This window comes from Micromonospora sp. KLBMP9576, from assembly GCF_050941805.1.
Classification (GTDB): Bacteria; Actinomycetota; Actinomycetes; order Mycobacteriales; family Micromonosporaceae; genus Micromonospora.
Window position 1 is genome coordinate 4697212 of sequence record NZ_CP194567.1, and the last position, 26074, is coordinate 4723285.

General features: G+C 74.9%; 22 protein-coding genes and 1 pseudogene. 15 read left to right on the plus strand and 8 right to left on the minus strand.

Annotated features, from left to right (window positions below):
* The first annotated feature begins 24 nt into the window (after positions 1-24).
* The 4 genes from lpdA to ACQ452_RS20530 all read left to right on the plus strand — a co-directional run bounded on the left by lpdA (position 25) and on the right by ACQ452_RS20530 (position 5907).
* Positions 25-1416: a dihydrolipoyl dehydrogenase gene (gene lpdA, locus ACQ452_RS20515; RefSeq protein ID WP_433386740.1), complete on the plus strand. Its 1392-nt coding sequence runs from the start codon at positions 25-27 to the stop codon at positions 1414-1416.
* Between the two features lie 66 nt (positions 1417-1482).
* A complete protein-coding gene (gene sucB, locus ACQ452_RS20520) occupies positions 1483-3321 on the plus strand; it encodes a 2-oxoglutarate dehydrogenase, E2 component, dihydrolipoamide succinyltransferase (protein WP_433386741.1) in 1839 nt (612 codons plus the stop codon).
* A 113-nt stretch (positions 3322-3434) separates the two neighbouring features.
* Entirely contained in the window at positions 3435-4766 is a 1332-nt protein-coding gene (locus ACQ452_RS20525; RefSeq protein WP_433386742.1) for a low temperature requirement protein A, read from the plus strand.
* Positions 4767-4989: 223 nt separating this feature from the next.
* Positions 4990-5907, plus strand: a complete 918-nt coding sequence (locus tag ACQ452_RS20530) for an LLM class flavin-dependent oxidoreductase (RefSeq protein WP_433386743.1) — start codon at positions 4990-4992, stop codon at positions 5905-5907.
* A gap of 429 nt (positions 5908-6336) precedes the next feature.
* Here ACQ452_RS20530 and ACQ452_RS20535 read toward each other — a convergent pair whose 3' ends face one another.
* Positions 6337-6774, minus strand: coding sequence for a MerR family transcriptional regulator (locus ACQ452_RS20535; protein WP_433386744.1), 438 nt, complete (start codon positions 6772-6774; stop codon positions 6337-6339).
* Positions 6775-6825: 51 nt separating this feature from the next.
* Here ACQ452_RS20535 and ACQ452_RS20540 point away from each other — a divergent pair, with 51 nt between their 5' ends.
* Positions 6826-7821 (plus strand): aldo/keto reductase, encoded by a 996-nt coding sequence (locus ACQ452_RS20540; RefSeq protein ID WP_433386745.1) that lies wholly within the window; start codon positions 6826-6828, stop codon positions 7819-7821.
* Positions 7822-7954: 133 nt separating this feature from the next.
* Positions 7955-8854, plus strand: a complete 900-nt coding sequence (locus tag ACQ452_RS20545) for a TIGR01777 family oxidoreductase (protein ID WP_433386746.1) — start codon at positions 7955-7957, stop codon at positions 8852-8854.
* Positions 8855-8870: 16 nt separating this feature from the next.
* Here ACQ452_RS20545 and ACQ452_RS20550 read toward each other — a convergent pair whose 3' ends face one another.
* Together ACQ452_RS20550 and ACQ452_RS20555 are read right to left on the minus strand one after the other, a co-directional pair.
* Positions 8871-9818 (minus strand): alpha/beta fold hydrolase, encoded by a 948-nt coding sequence (locus tag ACQ452_RS20550; RefSeq protein ID WP_433386747.1) that lies wholly within the window; start codon positions 9816-9818, stop codon positions 8871-8873.
* The gene (locus ACQ452_RS20555) at positions 9761-10225 is read right to left on the minus strand and encodes a TetR-like C-terminal domain-containing protein (protein WP_433386748.1); all 465 of its coding nucleotides are present in this window, start codon (positions 10223-10225) and stop codon (positions 9761-9763) included. The genes ACQ452_RS20550 and ACQ452_RS20555 overlap by 58 nt, the downstream gene beginning before the upstream one ends.
* Between ACQ452_RS20555 and ACQ452_RS20560 the strand changes: the two genes are divergently transcribed.
* The 3 genes from ACQ452_RS20560 (at position 10108) to lipB (ending at position 13453) form a co-directional block, all read left to right on the plus strand.
* Positions 10108-10809: a helix-turn-helix transcriptional regulator gene (locus ACQ452_RS20560; RefSeq protein ID WP_433386749.1), complete on the plus strand. Its 702-nt coding sequence runs from the start codon at positions 10108-10110 to the stop codon at positions 10807-10809. The two genes, ACQ452_RS20555 and ACQ452_RS20560, sit on opposite strands and share 118 nt — an antisense overlap.
* Positions 10810-10892: 83 nt before the next feature.
* Positions 10893-12713 (plus strand): DUF2079 domain-containing protein, encoded by a 1821-nt coding sequence (locus tag ACQ452_RS20565; protein WP_433386750.1) that lies wholly within the window; start codon positions 10893-10895, stop codon positions 12711-12713.
* Between the two features lie 98 nt (positions 12714-12811).
* Positions 12812-13453, plus strand: coding sequence for a lipoyl(octanoyl) transferase LipB (gene lipB, locus ACQ452_RS20570; protein WP_433386751.1), 642 nt, complete (start codon positions 12812-12814; stop codon positions 13451-13453).
* Between the two features lie 103 nt (positions 13454-13556).
* On the opposite strand, the gene ACQ452_RS20575 is transcribed toward lipB, so the two are convergent.
* A complete protein-coding gene (locus ACQ452_RS20575) occupies positions 13557-14606 on the minus strand; it encodes an FUSC family protein (RefSeq protein WP_433386752.1) in 1050 nt (349 codons plus the stop codon).
* Between the two features lie 140 nt (positions 14607-14746).
* On the opposite strand from ACQ452_RS20575, the gene ACQ452_RS20580 reads away from it, so the two are divergent.
* The 3 genes from ACQ452_RS20580 to ACQ452_RS20590 are packed head-to-tail and all read left to right on the plus strand — an operon-like array spanning position 14747 to position 16765.
* On the plus strand, positions 14747-15457 hold the full coding sequence (locus ACQ452_RS20580; RefSeq protein ID WP_433386753.1) for an SRPBCC family protein: 711 nt from the start codon (positions 14747-14749) through the stop codon (positions 15455-15457).
* A complete protein-coding gene (locus ACQ452_RS20585; protein ID WP_433386754.1) occupies positions 15454-16128 on the plus strand; it encodes a DUF4166 domain-containing protein in 675 nt (224 codons plus the stop codon). The genes ACQ452_RS20580 and ACQ452_RS20585 overlap by 4 nt, the downstream gene beginning before the upstream one ends.
* Positions 16129-16141: 13 nt before the next feature.
* Positions 16142-16765: a TetR family transcriptional regulator gene (locus ACQ452_RS20590; protein ID WP_433386755.1), complete on the plus strand. Its 624-nt coding sequence runs from the start codon at positions 16142-16144 to the stop codon at positions 16763-16765.
* A gap of 71 nt (positions 16766-16836) precedes the next feature.
* On the opposite strand, the gene aspS is transcribed toward ACQ452_RS20590, so the two are convergent.
* Positions 16837-18123: an aspartate--tRNA(Asn) ligase gene (gene aspS, locus ACQ452_RS20595; RefSeq protein ID WP_433386756.1), complete on the minus strand. Its 1287-nt coding sequence runs from the start codon at positions 18121-18123 to the stop codon at positions 16837-16839.
* Between the two features lie 467 nt (positions 18124-18590).
* On the opposite strand from aspS, the gene lipA reads away from it, so the two are divergent.
* A complete protein-coding gene (gene lipA / locus ACQ452_RS20600; RefSeq protein ID WP_433386757.1) occupies positions 18591-19583 on the plus strand; it encodes a lipoyl synthase in 993 nt (330 codons plus the stop codon).
* 66 nt (positions 19584-19649) lie between these two features.
* Positions 19650-21336, plus strand: a pseudogene (locus ACQ452_RS20605) (hypothetical protein).
* A gap of 48 nt (positions 21337-21384) precedes the next feature.
* Here ACQ452_RS20605 and ACQ452_RS20610 read toward each other — a convergent pair.
* Both ACQ452_RS20610 and ACQ452_RS20615 read right to left on the minus strand, forming a co-directional pair.
* On the minus strand, positions 21385-24282 hold the full coding sequence (locus tag ACQ452_RS20610) for a helix-turn-helix transcriptional regulator (RefSeq protein ID WP_433386758.1): 2898 nt from the start codon (positions 24280-24282) through the stop codon (positions 21385-21387).
* 193 nt (positions 24283-24475) lie between these two features.
* Positions 24476-24646, minus strand: coding sequence for a hypothetical protein (locus ACQ452_RS20615; RefSeq protein WP_433386759.1), 171 nt, complete (start codon positions 24644-24646; stop codon positions 24476-24478).
* A gap of 194 nt (positions 24647-24840) precedes the next feature.
* Here ACQ452_RS20615 and ACQ452_RS20620 point away from each other — a divergent pair, with 194 nt between their 5' ends.
* Positions 24841-25530 (plus strand): DUF4191 domain-containing protein, encoded by a 690-nt coding sequence (locus tag ACQ452_RS20620; protein ID WP_433386760.1) that lies wholly within the window; start codon positions 24841-24843, stop codon positions 25528-25530.
* A 52-nt stretch (positions 25531-25582) separates the two neighbouring features.
* On the opposite strand, the gene ACQ452_RS20625 is transcribed toward ACQ452_RS20620, so the two are convergent.
* A complete protein-coding gene (locus tag ACQ452_RS20625; RefSeq protein WP_433386761.1) occupies positions 25583-25984 on the minus strand; it encodes an RDD family protein in 402 nt (133 codons plus the stop codon).
* Between the last annotated feature and the right edge of the window lie 90 nt (positions 25985-26074).

Consider the following 26074-nt stretch of genomic DNA (forward strand, 5'->3'; position numbering starts at 1 on the left):
AGCGACGCGACCTGGGAGTTGGACGTGAGCGAGCCGAACGACGCAACCTTCGACATCGTCATCCTCGGAGGTGGCAGCGGCGGCTACGCGACCGCCTTGCGCGCCGTCCAGCTGGGCCTGACGGTCGCGCTGGTCGAGAAGGGCAAGCTCGGGGGGACCTGCCTGCACAACGGCTGCATCCCCACCAAGGCCCTGCTGCACGCGGCGGAGATCGCCGACCAGACCCGCGAGTCGGAGCAGTTCGGCGTGAAGGCCGAGCTGGTCGGCATCGACATGGCCGGGGTGAACGCGTACAAGGACGGCGTCGTCTCGCGGCTCTACAAGGGCCTGCAGGGCATGCTCAAGGGCAACAAGGCGATCACCATCGTCGAGGGCCACGGCAAGCTGGTCGGCAGGAACGTCGTCGAGGTCGACGGCAAGCGCTACACCGGCCGCAACGTCGTGCTGGCCTCCGGCTCGTACGCCAAGAGCCTGCCCGGGCTGGAGGTCGACGGCGAGCGCGTCATCACCAGCGACCACGCCCTCACGCTCGACCGGATCCCGGCCTCGGCGATCGTGCTCGGTGGCGGCGTGATCGGCGTCGAGTTCGCCAGCGTGTGGAAGTCCTTCGGCGTGGACGTCACGATCATCGAGGCGCTGCCCCGGCTGGTCGCGGCGGAGGACGAGGAGTCCTCGAAGGCCCTGGAGCGGGCGTTCCGCAAGCGGAAGATCAACTTCAAGGTCGGCAAGCCGTTCGAGAAGGTCGAGAAGACCGACACGGGCGTCAAGGTCACCATCGCCGGCGGCGAGACCGTCGAGGCGGAGCTGCTGCTGGTGGCCGTCGGGCGCGGCCCGAACACCGCCGGCCTCGGCTACGAGGAGCAGGGCGTCAAGACCGACCGCGGCTACGTGCTGACCGACGAGCGGCTGCGCACCGGCGTGCCGAACGTCTACGCCGTCGGCGACATCGTGCCCGGCCTCCAGCTCGCCCACCGGGGCTTCCAGCAGGGCATCTTCGTCGCCGAGGAGATCGCCGGGCAGAACCCGGCCGTCATCGACGAGGCCGGCATCCCCCGCGTCACCTACTCCGACCCCGAGCTGGCCTCGGTCGGCCTCACCGAGGCGAAGGCCAAGGAGCAGTACGGCGCCGACAAGGTCAAGACCTACAACTACAACCTGGGCGGCAACGGCAAGAGCCAGATCCTCAAGACGGCCGGCTTCGTCAAGCTCGTCCGGGTGTCCGACGGCCCCGTCGTCGGCGTGCACATGGTCGGCGCCCGGGTCGGCGAGATGGTCGGCGAGGCGCAGCTCATCTTCAACTGGGAGGCGTACCCGGCGGAGGTGGCGCAGCTCGTGCACGCCCACCCGACGCAGAACGAGGCCCTGGGCGAGGCGCACCTGGCGCTCGCCGGCAAGCCGCTGCACGCGCACGCCTGATCACGACAACCGCGGCGTCCGGCGACGGGCGATGATCCCACCAGGGAAATGAAGGAGTCTTTGAAGATGCCGGTATCGGTCACCATGCCCCGGCTCGGTGAGAGCGTCACCGAGGGCACCGTCACGCGCTGGCTCAAGCAGGAGGGCGACACCGTCGAGGTCGACGAGCCCCTGCTCGAGGTCTCGACCGACAAGGTCGACACCGAGATCCCGTCCCCGGCGGCGGGCGTGCTGAGCCGGATCGTGGTCGGCGAGGACGAGACCGCCGAGGTCGGCAGCGAGCTGGCCGTGATCGCGGGCGAGGGCGAGTCCACCGGCGGCGGTGAGGCCGCCCCGCAGCAGCAGGAGGAGCCGGCCGAGGAGGCCGCCGAGGCCGCCGCCGAGCCGCAGGCCGAGGCGGAGCAGTCGGCCGTCGAGGAGCCGCCGGCCCAGGAGCAGGCCGAGCCGGCACCGTCGGGCGAGGGCACCCCGGTCAAGATGCCGGCCCTCGGCGAGAGCGTCACCGAGGGCACGGTCACCCGCTGGCTCAAGCAGGTCGGCGACACCGTCGAGGTGGACGAGCCCCTGCTGGAGGTCTCCACCGACAAGGTCGACACCGAGATCCCGTCGCCGGTGGCCGGCACGGTCCTGGAGATCAAGGTCCCGGAGGACGAGACCGCCGCGGTCGGCGCCGACCTCGCCGTGATCGGTGCCGCCGGCGCCGCTCCGGCCGAGGCGAAGCCGGAGCCCAAGGCGGAACCGAAGCCGCAGGCCAAGGCGGAGCCGAAGCCCGAGCCGAAGCCCGAGGCCAAGGCGGAGCCGAAGCCCGAGCCCAAGGTCGAGGAGCCGACCCCGGGCATGTCGTACAACGAGCCGTCGGCGGAGGCTGAGACCTCGGCGCAGCCCGCGCAGGCCGAGCAGAAGGCCGTACCGTCGGCCCCCGCCGCGCAGCGCCCGTCGGCGCCCGCCCAGGGCGGCGAGGAGGCCGCCGGCTACGTGACCCCGCTGGTGCGCAAGCTGGCCGGCGAGCACGGCGTCGACCTCTCCTCGGTCAACGGCACCGGCGTCGGCGGCCGGATCCGCAAGCAGGACGTGCTGGAGGCGGCGGAGAAGGCGAAGGCGGCCAAGGCCGCGCCGGCCCCGGCGCAGCAGCAGCCCGCGGCGGCCCCGGCCAAGCCGGCCGCCAAGGCGCAGCCGAGCCCGAAGCGCGGCAGCACCGAGAAGCTCCCCCGGATCCGCGCGGTCATCGCCAAGCGGATGCACGAGTCGCTGCACGAGATGGCCCAGCTCACCACGGTCGTCGAGGTGGACGTCACGAAGGTCGCCAAGCTGCGGGCCAAGGCCAAGGAGTCGTTCCAGCAGCGCCACGGCGTGAAGCTGTCGTTCCTGCCGTTCTTCGCCCTGGCCGCCATCGAGGCGTTGCAGGCGCACCCGATCGTCAACGCCAGCATGGACCTCGACGCCGGCACGATCACCTACCCGGACTCGGAGCACCTCGGCATCGCCGTGGACACCGAGCGCGGCCTGATGGTGCCGGTGATCCACGGCGCCGGCGACCTCAACCTGGGTGGCATCGCCAAGCGGATCGCCGACCTGGCGGAGCGCACCCGGACCAACAAGATCAGCCCGGACGAGCTGGCCGGGGCAACCTTCACGCTGACCAACACCGGCAGCCGGGGCGCCCTCTTCGACACCCCGATCGTGCCGTCGCCGCAGTCGGCGATGCTCGGCACGGGTGCCGTGGTCAAGCGGCCGGTCGTGGTCAACGACGCGGAGCTGGGCGAGGTCGTGGCCGTCCGGTCGATGGTCTACCTGGCCCTGTCGTACGACCACCGGATCATCGACGGCGCGGACGCCGCCCGTTTCCTGGTCGCGATCAAGGAGCGGCTGGAGTCCGGCAGCTTCGAGGCCGAGCTGGGTCTGTGACCCGGTAGCGACACACGAAGGGCGCCCCGGTCGGTCGACCGGGGCGCCCTTCGCCGTCCGGCCGGCTGTCCGAATTTGTCCCGGGGGCATCGGGGCGCTGCCAGAGTGGTGGGATGGCGGGCTTCCGGTGGCGCGGGCGGTTGGGACCCGCGGTCTCGATCGCCCCCGGGGCCCGGGTCGACCGGTTCGAGGTCTTCTTCGACCTGGTCTTCGTCTTCTCGTTCTTCATCATCACCAGGGCCACCGCGGCCAACATCACCGGCTCGCAGCTCCTGCACGCCCTGCTGGTGCTGGCCGTGCTGTGGTGGATCTGGGTGGTGCACTCCGTGGTGGCCACCCGGGTCCGGCTCGGCGAGGGCTTCGTACCGGTGCTGATGGTCGTGGCCATGGCCGCGCTGTTCAGCTTCGCGCTGTCGCTGCCCCAGGCGTTCGGCGACCTGCAGGACGTGGCCGCCGGGCCGATCGTCGTCGCGGTCAGCTACGTGGTCATCCGCGCCGTGCACCTGCTGCTGCACTGGAACTTCACCAGGGACGACCCGGTTGAGCGACGGCTGCTGGTGCGGTACCTCCCCGAGCTGGTGGTCAGCACCCTGCTGCTCACCGCCGCCGCGCTGGTCCCGCCGCAGATCGCCGACCCGGACCGGGCCGGGGTCGTCCGCGACGGGCTCTGGATCAGCGTCATCGTGCTCCAGTACGGCGGAAGCGTGTTCGCCCGCAACTGGGGCTGGACGCTGACCTCCGCGGAGCACTGGACCGAGCGGTACGACCTCATCCTGATCATCGCCCTGGGCGAGTCGGTCATCTCCGTCGGCGTCGGCAGCAACCTGCTCGGCCGGCCACCGAGCTGGCCGGAGGTCATCGCGTCGGTGCTCGGCATCTTCTTCACGGCCGCCCTGTGGTGGGCACACTACGACGTGGTCGGGCCCGCCGCCCGCATCGCCCTGCACGCGGCCGAGGGCCCGGCCCGGGTGGCGATGGCCCGCGACGCGTACGCCTACCTCTACCTGCCGATGATCGCCGGCATCATCATGTTCTCCCTCGGTGCCGAGGAGCTGGTGCACCAGATCGCCGACCCCGCCGCACCGGTCACCGAGCCGACGCACGGCCCCGGCGTGCCGCTGCTGTTCGGCGGGGTGATCTGCTACCTGGTCGCGAACATGTTGTTCCAGCTGCGCACCCTGCGCACCCTGTCCTGGACGCGGCTCGGCACGGTGCTGCTGCTCGCCGCCACCATCCCGGTCGGCCAACGCCTGCCGGCACTGGCCGCCTTCGCCCTGCTCACCGCCATCTGCATCGGGCTGGTGACGATCGAGGCGGTGGTCATGGCGGACTCCCGGCGCGCGCTGCGCGAGATGGTCTTCGAGGAGAAGGCCACCCACGAGGCGCACGAGGCCGCCTGGCGGGCCCGCTGGCACGAACCCGCGCCGGACGAACCGTCGACGTGACACGTGCGCGCCCGCCACGGCGGCACGGCACCGCGTAACCACCCGTGCGCGCCCGCCACGGCGGCACGGCACCGCGTAACTCATTCGACCGGGATCACTGCGCGGCAGAGCATGCTCACCGGGTCGACCGGCCGGGTGACCCGGTCCGGCGGGTCGGTCTGCCGGTAGCAGAATCGCCGTCTTCGGGCTTTGTCCCGCGCCCGATGCCCGGCAGGGTGGGCGGATGGCGACCTTCACCCTCCAGGCGACCCCGTCCGACGGCCCGAGCTGGCTGGACCTGGCCCGGCGGGTGGAGGCCGCCGGCTTCGACGCCCTGTCCACCGCCGACCATCCCGGCCTGGCGGCGTCCCCGTTCGTCGCCCTGGCCGCCGCCGCGGCGGTGACCGAGCGGATCGGCCTCGGCTCGTACGTCTCCAACGCCGGCGTCCGCGAGCCGATGCTGCTCGCCTCCGAGGTGGCCAGCCTCGACCTGCTCTCCGGCGGGCGGGCCCGGTTCGGCCTCGGCGCCGGCCACACGCCGGCCGAGTGGCTCGCGGTCGGCCGGGAGCGCCCCGACGTCGCCGGCCGGGTACGCCGCTGCCTGGCCGTCGCCGAGGCCGTCCGCGCCCTGCTCGACGGCGAGGAGGTCACCGTCGACTCCCCCGAGCTGACGATGCGGGCGGCCCGCCTGGACAAGCCCCGGCCGGTGCGGGCCCGGATCCCGCTCACGATCGGCACCGCCAACTCCCGGTTGCTGCGCTGGGCCGGCGCCCACGCCGACGTGGTCGGTCTCTCCGGTCTCGGCCGCACCCTGCCCGACGGCTACGCGCACGAGGTGCGCTGGCGCGAGGCGGACATCGAGCAGCAGCTCGGCTGCGTGGCGGCCGGGGCGACCGGGCGGGCCGACCCACCGGCGCTGGAGGCGCTCGTGCAGCAGACCATCGTCACCGACGACGCGGAGGCCGCCGCCGCGCCCACGGCGGCCGACGTCGGCCTGAGCGTGCCCGAGCTGCTGGCCACCCCGTTCGTGCTCATCGGCACCGAGGACGAGATCGTCGCGGCGGTCGCCGTGCACCGGCGTCGCTGGGGCATCACCCGCTTCGTCGTACGCGCCGACGCGCTCGACCCGCTCACGCCGGTGCTGCCCCGCCTCGCTCCCTGAACCCCTGCCGACCCCGCCGTCGCCGCTCCCCGCCGACCCCCGCCGTCGCCGCTCCCCGCCGACCCTCGCCGTCGCCGCTCCCCCGCCGTCGCCGCTCCACCCCGACGGCCATGATCCTCTGTTGGAGGGCCGGGCTCAGCGCCGGCAAAGCTCCGGCGGAACGTCATCCGATCACGGACGCGACCGAGGCGCTGGCGCCGGTGACGCTCGCTGACCGGCCAGCCGCACCGACCGGTCGAATCCGCCGGGCGAGCGGGCGGTTCGGCCGACGAGCGGGCGCAGAGCCGCCGGGTCGACGGCGGGCGCCAGCTACCCCCACGACGACCCGCCCCCGACGCCGCGTCTCTCTGCGCTGGACTCAGCGAGCCGTGATCGTTTGACGGAGCACCGGCCCCAGCGCCGGCTCAGCCCCGGCGGGACATCATCCGATCATGGAGCGGCCCCTGCGGCGGCGCTCAGGGCGGTCGTGGGTGGGGCGGGCGTGGGCGGGGCGGTGGCGTCAGGTGGGGGCGGTAGCCGCTCGTAGAAGCGGATCTTCTCGCGCAGGTGGTCGTACTGGCGTTGCAGCAGGCGCATCTGCTCCTCGGCCCGCTCCGCGTGCCCCTGTAGCAGCGCCAGGCGCTCGCCCGTGGTGTGCCCGCCCTCGCGGGCCAGCTCGGCGTAGCGGGTCATCTCGGCGATCGGCATGCCGGTGTCACGCAGGCAGCGGAACAGCACCAGCCAGCCCAGGTCGTCGTCGGTGAAGACGCGCCGACCACCCGAGGTGCGCCCGATCCCACCGAGCAGGCCGATCTTCTCGTAGTAGCGCAGGGTGTCGAGGCTGAAGCCGCTGCGCCGGGCCGCCTCGGAGGGTCCGTAGCCACTCATTCCGGCAGCGTACTTGACCTGGAGCGCACTCCAGGTTGAACGCTGTGGGGCATGACGACGACACGAGTTCTTGGCCGCAGCGGAATCGAGGTAGGCGCGCTCGGTATGGGCTGCTGGGCGATCGGTGGGCCCCTGTGGGGCGACGGAGGGCAGCCGTTCGGCTGGGGTGAGGTGGACGACGACGAGTCGGTCCGCACCGTCCACGCCGCGCTCGACCTCGGGGTGTCCCTCTTCGACACGGCCAGCAACTACGGCGCCGGGCACAGCGAGCGGGTCCTCGGCCGGGCACTCGCCGGCCGTCGCGACCGGGCGGTGATCGCCACCAAGTTCGGCAACCGCGCCGACGAGGCGACGCGGCGGTGGACCGGCACCGACGCCAGCCCCGCCTACGCGGTGACGAGCCTGGAGGAGTCGCTGCGCCGGCTCGGCACCGACCACGTCGACCTCTACCAGTTGCACATCAACGACCTGCCGGTGCCCGCCGCGCTCGACCTGGTCGGCACGCTGGAGGACCTCGTCGCCCAGGGCAAGATCCGGGCGTACGGCTGGAGCACCGACGACCCGGCGTCGGCCGAGGCGTTCGCGGCGGCCGGAGCGCACTGCGCCGCGATCCAGCACGACCAGTCGGTGCTGCTGGACAACGCCCGGATGCTGGCGGTGTGCGAGGCGGCGGACCTGGCCGCCCTGAACCGGGGGCCGCTGGCGATGGGGCTGCTCAGCGGCTCCACCCGGGCCGTCGGCCGCGACGACGTGCGCGGGATGGCCCCCGAGTGGCTGCGCTGGTTCACCGACGGCCGGCCGACTCCCGCGTGGGCGGCCCGGGTGCAGGGGATCCGGGCGGCGCTCACCGCCGACGGCCGCACCCTCGCCCAGGGCGCGCTCGGCTGGCTGCTCGCCCGCAGCCCCCGGGCGGTGCCGATCCCGGGCTGCCGGACGGTGGCCCAGGCGCGGGAGAACTTCGCCACCCTCGCCCTCGGGCCGCTGCCCGACGACGCCTTCGCGGAGGTCGAACGCCTCCTGGCCGACCTCCGCAGCCAGGACCGGTGACGGTCGGACGCGCCGACGGGGTCGTAGCCAAACCCGTCGACGACCGGGTCGACGTGGTTCGGGCGGCAGGCGTCAGCGGTGGCTCGTGCCGCTCGGCGCGTCCGTGCCGGGCCCCGTACCCGAAGATGGGGGTATGCGGATCCTCATGGCCGGCGCGTCCGGCTTCCTCGGCACCCGGCTCGCCGACCGGCTCTCGGCGGACGGGCACCAGGTCACCCGGCTGGTCCGCCGGCCGCCGCGCACCCCCGCCGAGCGGCGCTGGAACCCGGCCGCCGCGCAGCTCGACCCGGCGGTGGTGGCCGGGGCGGACGCGGTGCTCAACCTGGGCGGCGCGGGCGTGGGCGACAAGCGGTGGGACGACAGGTACCGGCAACTGATCCGGTCCAGCCGGGTCGACACCACCACCGCGCTGGCGAGCGCCATCGCCGCACTGCCGCCGGGCGACCGCCCCGGGGCGCTGCTCAACTCCTCGGCCGTCGGCTGGTACGGCAACACCGGCGACCGGGTGGTCGAGGAGGACGCCCCGGCGGGCGAGGGCTTCCTGGCCGACGTCTGCCGGGTCTGGGAGGCCGCGACCCGGCCGGCGGAGGACGCGGGCGTACGCGTGGTGCGGTTGCGCACCGGGCTGCCGCTGCACCGCGACGGCGGGCTGCTCAAGCCGCAGCTACTGCCGTTCCGGCTGGGCATCGCCGGCCGGCTCGGCAGCGGCCGGCAGTGGCTGCCGTGGATCTCGATGACCGACTGGCTGGACGCCGTGCGGTTCCTGCTGGCGCGCGACGACGTCGCGGGGCCGGTCAACGTGGTCGGGCCGGCCCCGGTGACCAACGCCGAGTTCACCCGGGAGCTGGCCCGGCAACTGCACCGGCCGGCGGTCGTCCCCATCCCGGCGCTGGCGTTGAAGCTGGCGCTCGGCGGCTTCGCCCACGAGGCGCTGACCAGCACCCGCGTCCTGCCGGGGGTGCTCACCGGGGCCGGCTTCACCTACCGCCACCCCGACCTGGCCGGTGCCCTGCGCGCCGCCCTCACCAACTAGGTCCACCCCCCTCGCGTCAGCGTCCTTCGATGAGCGCCCTGAGCGCGCCGGCGAACTGCGCGGGGCGTTCAATGGGCCCGAGATGGCCGCCGGGGAGCTCGTTCAGGGGGAGTTCGAGCCCGGTGGCGAGGGCTGCGGCGGCCCGGTAGGGAAGCTGGCCCCGGGAGTCGACGCCGGCGACGGGGACCAGTCGCGGGCCCGCCGCGCCGAGCGCGGCCAGGTTGACCTCACTTGTGGTGAACGGGATAAGGATGTGTTCCAGGAACAGCGGTTGGAGCTCGCTGAGCAGCGAGAGCAGCTCCAGCAGCTCCGGGGTGGGCGGTTCGGGGAGGGTTTCGGTGTAGCCGTCGAGCCAGTCGCCGGGGTGGCGCAGGTCCGGGGAGTCCGTGCCGGGCTTCAGGGCCGTCATGGTCTCGGCCATGAGCCGAGCCGCTTCGTCCATCCTCCGGGTACGCGCGGCTGTCCGGACCGCTTCGAGCGCGTCCCGGTGGCGTCCGGCGTCCGGCAGCAGGCCGAGCACCGGGGGCTCGTGGACAACCGCGAGGCGGAGGCGGTCGGGGTGGCGGGCCAGCAGTTCGAGGGTGGTGATGGCGCTGGCGCTGAAGGCGAACACGGTCGGCGGCTCGTCGAAGAGCGCCTCGATCAGGTTGAGGGTGTCCTCGGCGTAGGTCCTCGGGTGCTGGTCGCCGTGCTCCGTGCCCGGCCGGGCCGAAACCACCCGGCTGGACATGGCGACGACGCGGTAGCGATCGGCCAGGTGCGCGGCGAGCCCGTCGAGGATGCCGGCGTGGCCCACGCCGCCGGGCAGGAGCAGCAGCGGAGGACCGTCCCCCCGGTCGCGGTAGTCGATGGGAGTGCCGTCGAGGGTGAGCGTGCCGGTGAGGATGGGTTTCTCCTGTCGGGTTTCTAGATCTTCGACCAGTTGGCCAGCGTGTGGTGGAGCGTGTCGACCGCCCGCCGCCATGAGGCGTCGACACTGCGACCGGCGGTGAACCCGCTGAGCGCCTCCAGGTCGCTGAAACCGTGCAAGGTGCTGCGCAGCAACCGGACCGCGTCGGTGGCGTCGGGTTCGGAGAGGTCGTAGCCGCGCAGCAGCGCGTAGCAGCGTCCCGCCACGGCGGCGCCCAGCGCGTCGGCCCATTCGGTGAGCGCGAGCAGCGCCACGCGCTCCTGCAGGTCGGCGAGGCCCCGAATGTGGGTGTAGAGGCTGGCGTCGCGGACACCGAAACGCTTCGCGAGCGCCGCGAGCGCGGGTGGCAGCCGACCTGCTGCTCGACGACGAGGAGGCCGTGGCGATCGCGGTGGGCCTGCGGACCGCCGCCGGGCACGCGGTGACCGGCATCGAGGAGGCGTCGGTGCGGGCGCTGACAAAGCTGGAGCAGGTGCTGCCCGCCCGGCTGCGGCACCGCGTCGGTGCGCTGAGCGCCGCGACCGAGTCCATGCTGACCTGGAGCCGGCCGACGGTGGGTCCCGAGCAGTTGACCGGGCTCGCCGCCGCCATCGCCAACCGCGAGCGGCTGCGGTTCGCCTACCGCCGGCACGACGGCGTGGCCGCCGAACGCCGCGTGGAGCCGCACCGGCTGGTGTCGGCGGGACGCCGGTGGTACCTGGCCGCGTACGTAACGAAGAAGCTGCTCGAACGGACCCCGACGCACCGGGCGGTGGCGACCCTGCACGCCCCCGTCGAGGCGATGGCCGGCCGGGTCGGCGACGCGCCCGGCGATCTCGTGCCGATCGACGCCAACAGCTGCCGGCTGAGCGGGCACACCGACACACTGGAATGGCTGGCCTGGCGGCTGCTGACGCTCGGCTGCGAGTTCGAGGTGCACGAGCCGCCGGAACTCGTCGCGTACCTGCGTGCGATCAGCGGCCGGGCCGCCCGGGCGGCGGGCCCGGCCCCCACGGAGGCCGGGCACCCCGCCGTCGGGGCCGAAGCGGGCCGGGCGGCGCTGTGACATAGAGCACGGTCACACATCCACGGCCGGAAGGATGGGCGTCCTGACCGGCCTGCCCCGGTGCGGTTGGTAACGTCCGCTGCGTGCCGACCTCCCCGCCCCTGGCGCCTTCGCCGGCCTCGCCGCCCCGCGTCGGCCGTCACCGGCGGGCCGACCTGGCCGTGGCGTTGGTCGCGCTGGCCCTCGCCGTCTGGGTGACCAGCGGGCTGTGGCGGGACCCGAACACCCGCACCATCACGGTCAACTCCAGCGACCAGGCGCTCTTCGAGTGGCTGCTGGCCTTCGGCGGGCACGCGGTGACCCACGGCGACAACCCGCTCTTCACCTACCTGGTCAACGTCCCGGACGGGGTGAACCTCGCGGTCAACACCTCGATCACCGTGTACGCGGTGGTCTTCGCGCCGCTGACGTACCTGATCGGGCCGCCGGCCACGTTCCTGGTGATCCTCACCCTCAACCTGGCCGCCACCGCGTTCGCCTGGTACTGGCTACTCTCCCGGCACCTGCTCCGCAGCCCGTTCGCCGCCGCCGTCGGCGGGTTGTTCGTCGGCTTCTCCCCCGGCATGGTCTCGCACGCCAACGCCCACCTGAACTGGACGGCGGGCTGGCTGGTGCCGCTGCTGATCTGGCGTACCTTCGCGCTGCGCCGCTCCCGGCACCCGCTGCGCGACGGCGCGATCCTCGGCGTGCTCGTCGCCGTCGCCTTCTCCATCGCCGCCGAGGGACTCTTCTTCACCGCGCTGGCGCTCGGCGTCTTCGTCGCCGTCTGGGCGCTGCACCCGGCCCGCCGCGCCGAGGCCCGCGCGGCGCTGCCGAACTTCCTGCGCGGCCTCGGGGCCGCCGCCGTCGTGGCGGGGGTGCTGCTGGCGTACCCGCTGTGGCTGCACTTCGCCGGCCCGCAGCGCTTCCACGGCACCGGCTTCGACGCGGTGATCCACTCCGAGGACGTCGCCGCGTACGGGGCGTACCCGCGCCGGTCGCTGGCCGGGGAGGTGGGGCTGGGCACCCGGCTGGCGCCCAACCCGACGGAGGAGAACTCGTTCTTCGGCCTGCCGCTGCTGCTGCTCGCCGTCGCCTGCTTCGTGCTGCTGTGGCGCGGGGCCGACGCGGGCCGCCGGGCGACGCTCTGGGCGCTGGGCGTGACCGCCGTCGTCTTCACGGTGCTGTCGTTCGGCCCGGTGGCCAAGGTCGACGGCCGCCGCTTCGACCTGCCGCTGCCGTTCGACCTGCTCGGGCACCTGCCGGTGGTGAACGCCGCCCTGCCCGCCCGGCTGGCGCTGGTCGTGGCGCCGGTCATCGGCGTGCTGCTCGCGTACGCCGTCGACCGGCTGCGCGCCGACGGGCCCCGGCGCCGCCGCACGCGGCTGGCCTGGTGCGCGGCGTTCGCGCTGGCCCTGGTGCCGCTGGTGCCGGTGCCGCTGCTGACCACCGAGCGTGAGCCGATCCCGCGCTTCATCACCGCCGGGACCTGGCGGGAGTACGTCTCGCCCGGCGGGGTGCTGACCCCGGTGCCGCTGGCCCTGGACGTCTACCCCGACGGGCAGCGCTGGCAGGCGTACGCGCTGGCGCACCGGCAGGGCGAGTTCGCCATCCCCTCCGGTTTCTTCCTCGGGCCCGGCGGCCCGGACGGGCGGGGCCGGATCGGCCCGCCGCCGCGCCCGTTCGCCGCGCTGGTGGACCAGGCCGGCCGGACCGGGCTGGTGCCGATCATCACCGAGGGCAGCATCCTGGAGACCCGCGCCGACCTGCGGTACTGGCGGGTCGAGACGGTCGTGCTGGCCGACGAGGCGCACGGGGCGAAGTGGCCGGTCGACGAGGAGGCGGTGCGGCGCACCGTGACCGCGCTGCTCGGCCCGCCCGAGCGGGTGGACGACGTGTGGCTGTGGCGTGTCCCGCAGGGCTGAGTCGTCGCCGACCGGTCCGGTCGCGGCCCCGCCGACGGGCCCGGTCGTGAGCCGCGTCACCGAAGGTGACCGGCCGGTACGGGTCTAGGCTTGGCGGCGTGACCACGACGACCCCCGGCCTCACGGCCGTCCGCGCCGGTGTCCTCGACTACCAGGCCGCCTGGGACGAGCAGCGCCGGCTGCACGGGTCGGTGGTGGCCGGCGAGCGCGGCGACACGGTGCTGCTGCTGGAGCACCCGAGCGTCTACACCGCCGGCAAGCGCACCGAGGCGTGGGACCGCCCGATGGACGGCACCCCGGTCGTGGACGTGGACCGCGGCGGCAAGATCACCTGGCACGGCCCGGGGCAGCTCGTCGGCTACCCCATCGTGCGGCTGCCCGACCCGGTCGACGTGGTCGCCTACGTCCGCCGCACCGAGCAGTTGCTGATCGACGTCTGCGCCGAGTTCGGGCTGACCGCCGGGCGGGTCGAGGGGCGCAGCGGGGTCTGGGTGCCGCAGGACGAGCGGGGTCCGGCCCGCAAGGTGGCCGCGATCGGCATCCGGGTCGCCCGCGGCGTGACCCTGCACGGCTTCTCCGTCAACTGCGACTGCGACCTGGGGCACTTCGACCGGATCGTGCCCTGCGGCATCCGCGACGCCGGGGTCACCTCGCTCACCGCCGAGCTGGGCCGCCCGGTCGGCGTGGCCGACGTGCTGCCGGTGGTCGAGCGCCACCTGTCCACCCTCGTCACGAGCTGACCGGCGCGGATCGACCTGGTCACGTCGTCGTGGCCGAGCACGACCCCGCCGTCGCCCTCTTCACGGGGAGTCACCGGGGCCTGCCCGGCCCGGCCCCGCGCGGTCAGGTCGCCTCGGCGGGCGGCGCGACGCCGCGCCGCCGGAGCCAGGGCTGGCACAGCACGATCGCCCCGCCGATGCCGGCCCCGATCACCGTCTCGACCCCCCGGTCGAGCAGCAGCGACCCCACGGGGCGGGCCGCCGCGAGCTGGCCCATCAGCAGCGCCATCGGCGTGATGAACAGCAGCGCCAGCCCGTAGTTGCGCCCCACCAGCAACTCGGCGACGATCTGGAGCGCCGCCACCACCAGCACGGTGGCCACCGGCGACAACGCCGGGGCGAGCAGTGCCGCGCTGGTGAGCAGCCCGAGCAGGGTGCCGATGATGCGGTGCCCGGCCCGCACCAGCTGGGCGGCGACGCCCCGGGCGCTGAGCGGCGCGACGGCAGCCACCATCGCCCAGTACGGGTGCCCGATCCCGACCGCCGTCGCCGTGCCGCCGGCCAGCAGCACGGCCAGGGCGTAGCGCGCCGGTTCCCAGGACCAGACGTGCCGCAGCCGCGCCGGCCGGCTGCGTTGCCGCCGCAGGAGGCTGCCGACGTTGCCGACGAGCAGCGCGAACAGCGCGCTGAGCCCGGCCACGCCCGCCGCCGTCGACACCTCGGCGAGCGGATGCGGGACCGAGGCGACGGCGCCGAAGCCGAAGACCAGGAAGAGCGGGCCCGGCGGGTGCCAGTCCTGCGCGGCGGCGAGCACGGCGCCCAGCGCCGCGACCACCGCCGCGACCGGCACCAGGATCCACGTGCGCGACTCCAACGAGCCGACCAGCACGCCGAGGATCACCGACGCGGTGAGCGCGACCCCGGCGCTCGCCTGCATCGCCGCCCGGGACAGGTGCACGTGGTTGCGCCCGTAGAGCGAGGTGAAGGCCCCGAACGCGGCGTACAGCGACCAGTCGGGGCGGCCCGCCGCCAGCACCGTGAGCAGCGGCACGAGGACGCTGATCCCGGCCCGCAGCGCGACGCGGTGGGCGCCGGGCTGCGCGCGCAGGTGCAGCAGGTCGCGCAGCGCCACCCGGAGCCGCCCACCCGTCGCCCTGCCGGTCCGCCGGCCCACCGCTTCTTCCTACCCCGCGGGCCGGTCCCGGGCGGCGGGACGCCGAAGTCGTCGACCGGCGATCCGGCGTCTTGAGCGTTCGCTCAAATACCGGTACGCTCCCGTTTGAGCGACCGCTCAACAAGGGGGAGGAGGCCCGCGTGCCGACCATCTACGTCGAGACGCTCGTCGACGCGCCGATGGAACAGGTGTGGTGGGCGACGCAGGACCCCGCGACGCACCCGCGCTGGGACGCCAGGTTCACCAGCATCGACCCCGTGCCGGGTTCGACGCCCGCCCGGTTCCGCTACGCCACGCGGGTGCTGCCCGCCGTACGGATCGGCGGCTACGGCGTGCACGCCGGTGAGCGGACCCGGCCGGACGGCACCCGCACCTCGGCACTGCGCTTCGGCTCCGACGACCGCCGCTCCCTGATCGCGTCCGGCTCGGGCTACTGGCGGTACGTGCCCGGCCCGGCCGGGGTGCGTTTCCTGACCGGCTACACGTACGCACCCCGCTGGGGGCCCTGGGGCCGGCTCGCCGACCTGGCGTTCCGCCCGGCGTTCGGCTGGGCGACGGCGTGGTCGTTCGACCGGCTGCGGCTCTGGCTGGAGCAGGGCGTACCGCCGGAACGCGCCCTCGGCAACGCCGCCCGCGACGTCGCCCTGCGGACGCTCGCGGTCGCGGGCGTCGGCGCCCTGACCGCCCGCGCCACCGACGACCCCATCGCCACGGCGCTCACGGCGCTCGCCGCCACGGTCCTCGCGGTGGCGCTGCCACCCCACCCGCACACCCCGGCCGCCCGCCGCTGCCGACGCCGGCCGCCCGACCGGCTCGCCGCCCGACCGCCGTCCCTGCTGGAGAAGCTGTGACCTCCGTCTTCCAACGCGCCCTGGGCGCCGACTTCGACCGACTGCACCCCCGGCTACGGCGTCGCTTCGGCGTCGACGGGGGCACCGACGTGGGCTGCGTGGGCACCGGCGTCATGGAACGCGTCTGGCGGGGCCCCGCCTTCACCGCGCCGTTCCTGCGCCTGGGCACCCTGCGGCACATCCTGTTCCCCGAGACCGGCGTGGACGTCCCGTTCACCATCGAGAGCTACGCCTACGCCGACTCGTACCGCCGGCCCACGCTGACCTTCGTGCGGACCTTCGAGGTGGCGACGCACCGTCGCCGCCGCTTCGACGCCACGATGGTCTACAGCCCGCGCCGCGGCGTCCTGGTCGACTACCTGGGCACCCACCAGCACCTCGCCGTCGACCTGCACCTGGGCGTCGATCCGACCGGCGCGCTGACCGTGCGCAGCGGCGCCCAGCGCTTCCGCGGCGGGGTGCCCTGCCCGGCGGCCCTCACCGGCCGCGCGCACCTGCGGGAGTGGTACGACGAGCGCAGCGGACGGTTCCGCATCGAGGTGCGGGTGACAAACCCGCTCGTCGGGCCGCTGTTCGGCTACACGGGCAGCTTCACCGTCCGCTACGTCCGGCCCGACCTGGCACCCGTGCCGGCGGCGGTGCGGCCACTGCGGGAGAATCCCGGGGACTGACGGAGAGGACCCCATGGCCGCCACCCGCCAGAAGCTGATCGACGGGGCGCTCGCGGCGATCCGTACCCACGGCATCGCCGGCGCCTCGGCCCGCACCATCGCCGCGGCGGCCGGGGTCAACCAGGCCCTGGTCTTCTACCACTTCGGCAGCGTCGACGCCCTGCTCGCCGAGGCGTGCCGCGACGCGACGACGGCCCGCGTCGCCGTCTACCGCGAACGCTTCGCGGCGGTACGGTCCCTGCGCGAGCTGCTCGACCTGGGCCGCGCCCTGCACGAACAGGAACGGGCCGGGGGCAACGTCGCCGTCCTGGCCCAACTGCTCGCCGGCGCCCAGACCGACGAGCGGCTCGCGGAGTCGACCGCCGCCGCGCTGCGGCTGTGGACGGCCGAGATCGAGACCGTGCTGCGCCGGCTGCTGCGCGACTCGCCGCTCGCCCCCGTCGCCGACCCGGCGGGGCTGGCCCGCGCGATCTCGGCCGCGTTCGTCGGCCTGGAACTCTTCGAGGGGGTCGACCCGAGCGGCGCGGGCGACGCCTTCGACTCGTTGGAACGCCTCGCGGTGCTCGTCGAGGTGGTCGAGGAGCTGGGTCCGCTCGCCCGCCGGGCGCTGCGGGGCCGGCTGGCCGCCCGGGGCTGACCTCCGGCGCGGGCCGGGGGACGACGCCGCAGCGCCCGACGTCACCCCCCCAGCCGTCGCGGCGATCCGCCCTACGGGGTGAGCCGGTGCAGGTCGCGGGGGAAGGCGGTCACCTCCCGGACGTTGGCCGCGCCGGTCAGCCGGGCCACGAAGCGTTCCAGCCCGATGGCGAAACCGCCGTGCGGCGGCATCCCGTGCCGGAACGCGTCGACGTAGCCGGCGTACGGCTCGACCGGCTCGCCGCGCGCGGCGAGCGCCGCCAGGTAGTCGGCGTGCCGGTGCAGCCGCTGCCCGCCCGTCACCAGCTCCAGGCCCCGGAAGAGCAGGTCGAACCCGTTGGAGTACGCGGGCCGCGCCGGGTCCGGGTGCGTGTAGAAGGGGCGCTTCGCCATCGGGTAGCCGGTGACGAAGAGGAACTCCGAGCCGTGCTCCCGCCGCGCCCACTCGCCCAGCGCCCGCTCGTGCGCCGGGGCGAGGTCGGGCTCGTCGGCCGGTGCCCCCGCGATCCTGAGCGCCTCGGTGAAGTGCACGGCGGGGATCTCCGCCGGCACCTCGGGGGCCTCGACGCCGAGGGTGGCGAGCGCGGCTGCGGCCCGCCCGCGTACGGCGTCGAGCATGCCGGCCACCGTGTCCCGCAGCACGGCCATCACGTCGCGGTGGTCGGTGACGAAGCCCAGCTCGGCGTCGAGCGAGGTGTACTGCGCCAGGTGCCGCACGGTGTCGTGCGGCTCGGCCCGGAACACCGGCCCGACCTCGTAGACCCGCTCGAAGACGCCGACCATGAGCTGCTTGTAGAACTGCGGCGACTGGGCCAGGTACGCGGGCCGGCCGAACCAGTCCAGCGCGAAGACGTTCGCCCCGCTCTCGGTGGACGAGCCGACCACCTTCGGCGTGTGGATCTCCACGAAGTCGCGGGCGTCGAGCGTGGCCCGGAACCCGGACACCGCCGCCGCCGAGACGCGCAGCGCCGCCGCGCGGGTCGGATGGCGCAACGCCACGGGCGCGTGGTCGAGCTGGGTGGGCAGGCTCGCGGTCAACGCCGGCCGGTACAGGTCGAACGGCGGCGGCTGCGCGGGCGGCCCGAGCGGTCGTACCGTCGGCCCGGTCAGCTCGACCCCGGCGGGGGCCGTCGGGTTCGCGACCACCGTGCCGGTGACCTCGACGACCGTCTCCTCGGTGAGTGCCTCCACCTCGGCGCGCACGGCCGGGTCGACGACCACCACCTGGGCGAGGCCGGCCGCGTCCCGGACGATCAGGAAGGCCACCGACTTGAGCAGCCGGCGGCGGTGCACCCAGCCGGCGATCCGGACGGGCACGCCGACATGGGTGGAGAGTTGCGTGGAAGGGATGCGTTGCACGGCGGGCTGCTCCTCGATCGATCGCGACGCCTGCGCCGCCCGTGGGCGGCGAAGCATCGCCTCAGCCCCGTCAGGTGTGGGCGAGCGGGAAACCTCGCGGTGCCACCACACCTTCGCCCCCGCGGACGGGGGCCTCGTCTCGTCGCCTTTTCACCGGGGCCAGCCGGGCGGGCTCTACTTGGCGCGGCCGGAAGGGCGTCCTTCCCGACCTGCCGTTCTTCCCGCAGCTCGGGAGGGTCTTCGCGCGCCGGGGCCAGACCGCCTCGCAGCAACCGGCGGCTCTCTTCAACTGGCGGCCCGGTGCGCTACTCGGCTCCGTCACAGCTCTGCCGGGCACGCTAACACCCCCGCCGGCGTCCCTGTGACGGGTTTTTAGCGCCTGCGGTGTCCGGCGTCACAAGACTCCCGGGGTGACGCCGGTCGCCTGTGCTACATCGACGGCGGACGTCGGGCGTAGGCTCGGTTTTGTGACGATCGAGGACTCCGCGCCGACGACCGGCCAGGCAGCGCGCACGGTGACGCCCGCCCCCGAGGGGCGGCGCCTCCTGCGGATCGAGGCCCGCAACGCCGAGACACCGATCGAGCGCAAACCGCCATGGATCAAGGTCAAGGCCAAGATGGGGCCGGAATACACCCAACTGCGCGGGCTCGTCTCGCGCGAGGGGCTGCACACCGTCTGCCAGGAGGCCGGCTGCCCCAACATCTACGAGTGCTGGGAGGACCGGGAGGCCACCTTCCTCATCGGTGGCGACCAGTGCACCCGGCGCTGCGACTTCTGCCAGATCGACACCGGCAAGCCGGCCGAGTTCGACGCCGACGAGCCGCGCCGCGTCGCCGAGTCGGTGGTCTCGATGGGCCTGCGCTACGCGACGATCACCGGGGTGGCCCGCGACGACCTGCCCGACGGCGGCGCATGGCTCTACGCCGAGACCGTCCGGCAGATCCACGCCCTGCAGCCCGGCTGCGGCGTCGAGCTGCTGATCCCCGACTTCAACGCGGTCCCGGAGCAGCTCGCCGAGGTCTTCGGCGCCCGGCCGGAGGTGCTCGCGCACAACGTCGAGACCGTGCCGAGGATCTTCAAACGGATCCGTCCGGCGTTCCGCTACGAGCGGTCCCTGGACGTCATCCGGCAGGCCCGCGCCGACGGCCTGGTCACCAAGTCCAACCTGATCCTGGGCATGGGCGAGGAGCGTGCCGAGGTCACCCAGGCGCTGCGCGACCTGCACGAGGCCGGCTGCGAGCTGATCACCATCACGCAGTACCTGCGCCCCACCCCCCGGCACCACCCGGTCACCCGCTGGGTCAAGCCGGAGGAGTTCGTCGAGCTGCGCGAGGAGGCCGAGGAGATCGGCTTCGCGGGCGTGATGAGCGGGCCGCTGGTGCGCTCGTCGTACCGCGCCGGCCGGCTCTACCGGCAGGCACTCGACGCCCGCGCGGGCGCCACCGTCCCCGCCGCCTGACCCACCCCGACCGACGCGCCGGCACCGCTCGACCGCGGGCCGGCGGCCAGGTGCCATGATCGGCGCATGACCGCCGGGGTACGCACGCAGCGACGTGACTCGCGTCCCGCGCTCCCGCCCGGCCGGTGGCCCCCGCTGCCGACGCTCCTCGCCGCGCTCGCCGTCGTGGTCGGGATCGGCTACCGCCTGGGCCTGCTGCTGCACGACGCGCCGCCGACCAACAGCGACGAGGCCACCATGGGGCTGGCCGCGCTGCACATCTCCCGAGGCCAGGAGTTCCCCGTCTGGTTCTACGGCCAGGCGTACATGGGGACCCTGGAGGCGTACCTGGCCGCGCCGGTGTTCGCGCTGGCCGGCCCGTCGACCCTCGGGCTGCGCCTGCCCACCCTCGCCCTGTACGCGATCTTCGTCGTGCTCGCCTGGCGGTTGACGCTGCGGCTGACCGGGGACCGCTGGTTCGCCCTGCTCGTCGTGGTGCTGCTGGCGCTCGGCTCGGACCGGGTGGTGAAGAACCAGCTCATCGCCGGGGGCGGCTACCCGGAGATGAACGCGGCGGGGGTGGCGCTCGCGGTGCTGGCGTACGACCTGGCGGCCGGCCGGCCGGGACGCCGGCTGCCGCGCTGGGCGGCGTGGGGCTTCCTGGCCGGGCTGATGCTCTGGGTGGACCCGCTGGTGCTGCCGTACGTGGCGGCGACCGGCGCGGTGCTTCTCGCGTACCGCTGGCGGGAGCTGCGCGGCCGGGCCGGCGCGTTGCTCGGGGCCGCCGCGCTGGCCGGCGCCGGGCCGCTGCTGGCGCACAGCCTGGCGACGGGACGCAACCCGCTCGCGGCGGTCCTCACCGCCGGCGGCTCCGGGCAACCCGCCGGCTGGGCGGACCGGCTGCACGGGGCGCTGGTGCTCGGCCCGCCGCTGGGCATGGGCTTCTGCTCCCCGGGCCGCTGCACGACCGCCCAGCTCTGGTGGGCGGTCGCCCTCCCCCTGCTGCTGGCGGCGGCCGGCCTCGCGGCCTGGCGCACCCTGCGCACCCCGCCCGCCACGGATGCCGACAAGTCGCCGGCCGGAGCCGACGGCGAGGCTCCAAGATCTGCGGGCGCGGCGGTCCGGCTCGCGCTCGTCGGGGCCGCCGTGGGCACGCTCGCCGCCTACGCCGCCAGCAGCGCCGCCGGGCGCACCCCCGTGGAGAGTTCCCGGTATCTGTCCTGCCTGCTCATATCGGTCCCGGCCCTGCTCTGGCCGCTCTGGTCGGCGGCCCGCCGGTCGACCGCCCGTCACCCCTGCGCGCCGGGCACGCCCGGGGCCCGTGACGGGACGGCCCGACCGGGGCGGGCCGCGACGCGCGTCACGGCGGTCGTGACGCTGGCGGCGACGCTCGGCACCGCCGCCGTGGCCACCGCCGGCGCCCTCGACGCCGCCCCCGCGGCCCGCGCCGCCGAGGCCCGGCACGCCGGCCTGGTCGCGGCGCTACGCGAGCGGGGCGTCCGGCACGTGTACGGCGGCTACTGGACCTGCAACCGGCTCATCTTCGCCAGCGGGGGAGGACGTGCTCTGCGCGGTCGTCGGCGACGACCTGCGCCCGGGGCACGACCGGTACCCGCCGTACCGCCGGGCGGTGCGGGGCGCGCACGCCCCGGCCTGGGTCGCGCCGGACGGCTCGCCGCTGGCCGCGCGCCTCGACGAGCACCGGCGCGCCGGACCGGCCGCCCTGGAACTGGTCACCGTCCCCGGCTGGCGGATCTACCTCCCCCGCCGCTGACGAGGCCCGGCCGGTCCCCCGCCGCACCGCGACACGCGCCGACGACGGTCAGCGCGGGGCGGTGGGTTCGCCGAGCAGGCCGAGGCGGTGGGCCAGGGCGGCGGCCTCGACGCGGTTGCGCACGCCGAGCTTCGCGATGATCCGGGAGACGTGCACGCTGGCCGTCTTCGGCGAGATGAAGAGCCGCTCGGCGATCCGGCTGTTGCTGTGCCCCTCGGCGACCAGCAGCAGCACCTCCCGTTCCCGCCGGGTGAGCAGGCCCGCGCCGGGGCGGCCCCCGGTCGCCCCGCGCAGGCCGACCCGGCGGGCCAGGGTGGCGGCCTGCGCCGCGAGCGGTGCCGCGCCCAGCCCACCGGCCAGCACGGCGACCTCGGCGACCGCCGCCGCCACCTCGTCCCGCCGCCCGGCCGCGGCAGCCACCTCGGCGAACGACAGCAGCGCCCGTCCGAGGGGGTACGGCTGCCCGTCGGCCCGCCACGCCGCCACCGCCGTACGCCATGCCGCGAGGGTCTCGCCGTCCGGGCCGAGGAGGGCGGCCACCTGGGTGGCGTGCGCCCGCTCGGCCGGATGGCGGGCCGGCAGGCCGGCGGCGAACGCGGACACTTCGCCGGCGAGCGCGCTGTCCCCGGTGCGCGCGGCGGTGCGGGCGACGGCGCTGAGCACCGGCCAGCCTTCCCGGGGAAGCTGCGGCAGGCGCTCGTCGGCCAGCGCGGCGTGCGCCGCGCGCACCGCCTCGGCGGGGTCGTCCGCCGCCAGCGCGGCCTCTATCCGCAGCTCCCGCAACGGCAGCCGGTGGTTCGGCCACAGGAAGGGCCGGGCCAGGAAGGCCAGGGCGCGGTCCACCAGTTCGTCGGCGGCGCGGTGCCCGCGCGCCAGCCGCAGGCCGGCACGCAGCTGGAGCCAGTGCAGTCCGGACACGCCCGGCAGGTCGATGCGGGCCGCCTCGGCGCAGGCGGCGTCGGCCTCGTCCCAGCGCCCCAGGGCGATCAGCGCCTCGGCCTGGTTGGAGAGCAGGTACGCGCCGGTGGAGCGGCTGATGCCCACCCGCCGCGCCTCAACCGTCCCGTCGGCGGCGGTCTGCGCCGACTCGGCGTAGCGGCCCAGCTCGAACAGCACGTCGGAAAGGTGGACGAGCGTGCTCACCAGTGCCGGCGCGTGGCCGGCGGCCCGGGCCCGCTCCTCGGCCAGGCGCAGCCCGGCCAGGCGGCGTTCGGGTGCGGGTTCGGTGCGGCTGAGGATGGCGATCCGGGTCGGCAGCAGCTCCAGGCCGTCGTCGAGCGCCTCGACGGCCCTGCCCGCCTCCGCCGCGAGCGGGCCGGCGTGCTCGGGTTCGAGCCGGAGCAACTGCACCGCGACGTCGGCGAGCAGCCGGACCCGCTCCGGGCCGTCCGGCGCCCCGAGGCACAGCCGGTACGCCTCCCGCAGCTCGGCGACGCCGTCGCCGGTGCCGAGCATCGCCAGCATCCGGCCGCGCCGGTCCAGCAGCCGCGCCGCCCGCAGCGGCTCCGCCTCGACGTCCACCTCGGCCAGCGCGGCCCGGGTCAGGGTGAGGGCGCGCTGGTAGTTGCCGGCGGTGGTGGCCGCCGCGACGGTCTCCTCCAGCACCGCGAGGTGGTCCATGTCGAGCCGGTCGGTGGCGTCGGGCACCAGTTCCCACAGTTCCAGCACCCGCTCCAGCAGCCGGCTCTGCTCCGCGTACGCGTACCGGTCGGCGGCGGCGCACGCCGCGGTACGGGCGGTCAGCAGGGCGCGGGGGTGGTCGTGGGCGGCGTACCAGTGGTGGGCGATCTCGGCCGGGGCGCGGCCGGCGGCGACCAGGTGCGGCTGGGCCTCGACGGCCGCCGCCCAGCGGGCGTGCAGCCGGGCGTGCTCGCCGGGCAGCAGCTCGTCGTGGACGGCCTCGCGCACCAGCGCGTGCCGGAACTCGTAGTCGCCCTCCGGGTCGGCCACCACGAGCTGCGCGGCGACGCTCGCGCGCAGCGCGTCCTCCAGCTCCGCCTCGGGCAGCCCGGCAACCTCGGCGAGCAGTTGGTGGGCGAAGCGGGTGCCACCGGCGGCGGCGATGCGCAGCACCCGTTGGGCGCTGTCGGGCAGCCGGTCCACCTTGGCCAGCAGCAGGTCACGCAGCGTCTCCGGCAGGGTGGCGCAGCCGGCTGGGCCGCCGGACGCGACCAGCTCCTCGATGAAGAGCGGGTTGCCCTGGGTGCGCTGGTGGATGTCGTCGACCGCGCGGGCGAGCGGCTCGCCGCCGAGCAGGTCGGTCAGGATCGCCCCCGTGCCGTCGCGGTCGAGGCGGCCCAGCTCGACCCGCTCGACGTCGCGGGCGCGGTCCAGCTCGGCGAGGAAGGGCCGCAGCGGATGCCCGCGGTGCAGCTCGTCCGTGCGGTAGGTGCAGACCAGCAGCAGCCGGGCGGGGCGGGCGGCGCGCACCAGGAAGGCGATCAGGTCGCGGGTGGAGCGGTCAGCCCAGTGCAGGTCCTCGATCACCAGCACCAGGGGCTGCCCGGCGGCGAGCCGCTGGAACAGCTCGGCGACGAGGTCGAACAGGTAGCCGCGCGGGGTGTCCGAGAGCGCCGCCGGGGCGGGTGCGGCGACGCCGCCGGGCCCCCGGGCGAGTTCCGGCAGGAGGCGGGCGAACTCGGCCTCGTACCCGTCGAAGACGCCGGCGCCGTCGCTGCGCAGCACCGCCCGCAGCGCGGCGGCGAACGGTGCGAAGGGCAGGCCGGCCTCACCGAGTTCGAGACACTGGCCCACCAGCAGTCGCGCGCCGGCCCCGGTGGCCGAGCGGCCGAACTCCTCCAGCAGCCGGGTCTTGCCCACCCCGGCCTCGCCGCCGACCAGGACGGTGGCGGGCTCTCCGGCGCGGGCCCGCGCGAGGGCGTCCCGCAGGGCCGCCAGCTCCCGCTGGCGGCCCACGAGGACGGTGCTGGCGGCGCGTGCGGTCACGGCACCGAGCATGCCACGTCCCACGCCGCCGACCCCGCTGACCGGCCGCTCAGCGGGCGACCCCGGGCGCGGCTCGCGGCCGGCACCGCCGGGCCGCTCGGGACCGCCGGGCCGCTCGCCGGGCCGATCGGTAGCGCCGCCGGCGGGCGCTCGTGGCCTGGCGGGGCGGCGACCGTCGGGGATGCTGGGGCGGTCACCGGGTGGCGCCGCCGGCGTGTCCCGGGCGATGCCGTCGACTCAGCCAGGCGCGCGTGTTGCGGCGCGGCAGCGCCCGGGCGAGCCGGTCGACTGCGGCCTCGGCGCGCAGCTCGGCGGCGTGCGTACGGTGGATGGAGAGGATGAAGTCCGCGTCGTTGCCGAACATGTGTGGCTCCCTGAGCTCGTCGTCCCTGTCGACTTCGACTCTGCGCCGGAAGGCCCCCCGGGAGCATCGGTGCGCCGCCTGATCTTCGTCCGCGGACCCTCCTTACCTGTGCCCCGCACCGCCGCCTCGGCGGCGTAAGGTACTCAGCCCGGCCGCGAACAACGCGACGCGCGGCGACCACTAGACTCTGCGGTATGGCAAAGCCCCAGGAGAAGGTCTCGTTCGGCCAGCGGCTGAAGCAGATCGGGATGGTGTTCAAGTTCACCGCCAAGCAGGACCGGTGGTTCGCGCCGATGGCCACCGGCGCGGTGCTGATCCCGCTCGCGCTCACCGTGGTCGCGGTCCTGCTCTGGGGCTGGATCTGGCTGCCCCTGGGCATCCTGTTCGCCCTGCTCTGCCTGCTGATCGTGCTCAACCTGCGGTCCAACCGGGCGATGATGAACGCCGCCGAGGGGCAGCCCGGCGCGGCGGCCCAGATCATGGAGAACATGCGTGGCGACTGGCGGGTCACCCCGGCGGTCAGTTCCACCACGCAGATGGACATGATCCACCTGGTCATCGGCCGGCCCGGCGTGATCCTGCTGGCGGAGGGCAACCCGCAGCGGGTGCGCAGCCTGCTGGGGCAGGAGAAGCGGCGGCTGGCGAAGGTGATCGGCTCCGCCCCGCTCTTCGACTACGTCATCGGCCAGGAGGACGGCGAGCTGCCGATCCGCAAGCTGCGGATGACCCTGATGCGGCTGCCGCGCAACCTCACCGGCAAGGACGTCAACGCGCTGGACAGGCGGCTCAAGGCGCTCACCGCCCGACCGCAGATGCCCAAGGGCGCGATCCCGAAGAACATGCGCCCCGCGGGTGGCGCGTTCCGCCAGTCGCGCGGTCGCTGACCCACCGCGTACGCCGGAGAAGCCGGGCCCGTCGGGCCCGGCTTCTCGCGGCTCAGGGGCGGGGGGCGTCGGTGATGACGGAGCCCGTGAGGCGGTCGTGCAGGCCACGGCGGTGGCCGTCCATCAGCAGGGCCGGGACGACCAGGGCGAGCAGCAGACCGCGCAGCAGGGCCCGCAGCACGCCGATGCGGCCCCCGTCGGCCCAGGCCACGCAGCGGATCTTCGTGATGAACATGCCCGGCGTCTGCGCGAAGAGGCCGAGGAAGAAGCCGTACTCGACGATCAGCACCAGCACGGGCGCCCACCCGTCGCGGACCGGGTCGGCGAAGCCCATGGCGACCAGCAGGCAGAGCACCCAGTCGATCACCAGCGCGCCGAAGCGGCGCCCCAGGCTGGGCGGGGTGAAGGCGGGATCCGTCGCGGGCGGCACGGGGCGATCAGGCGGGTTCGTCACAACGGTCAAGGGTATCCAGGGCGTACGGGCAGGCCGGGGGCACCCACCGGCGCGGCCCGCCCGGCGGCGGTCCAAGGCAGGCCGGGGCAA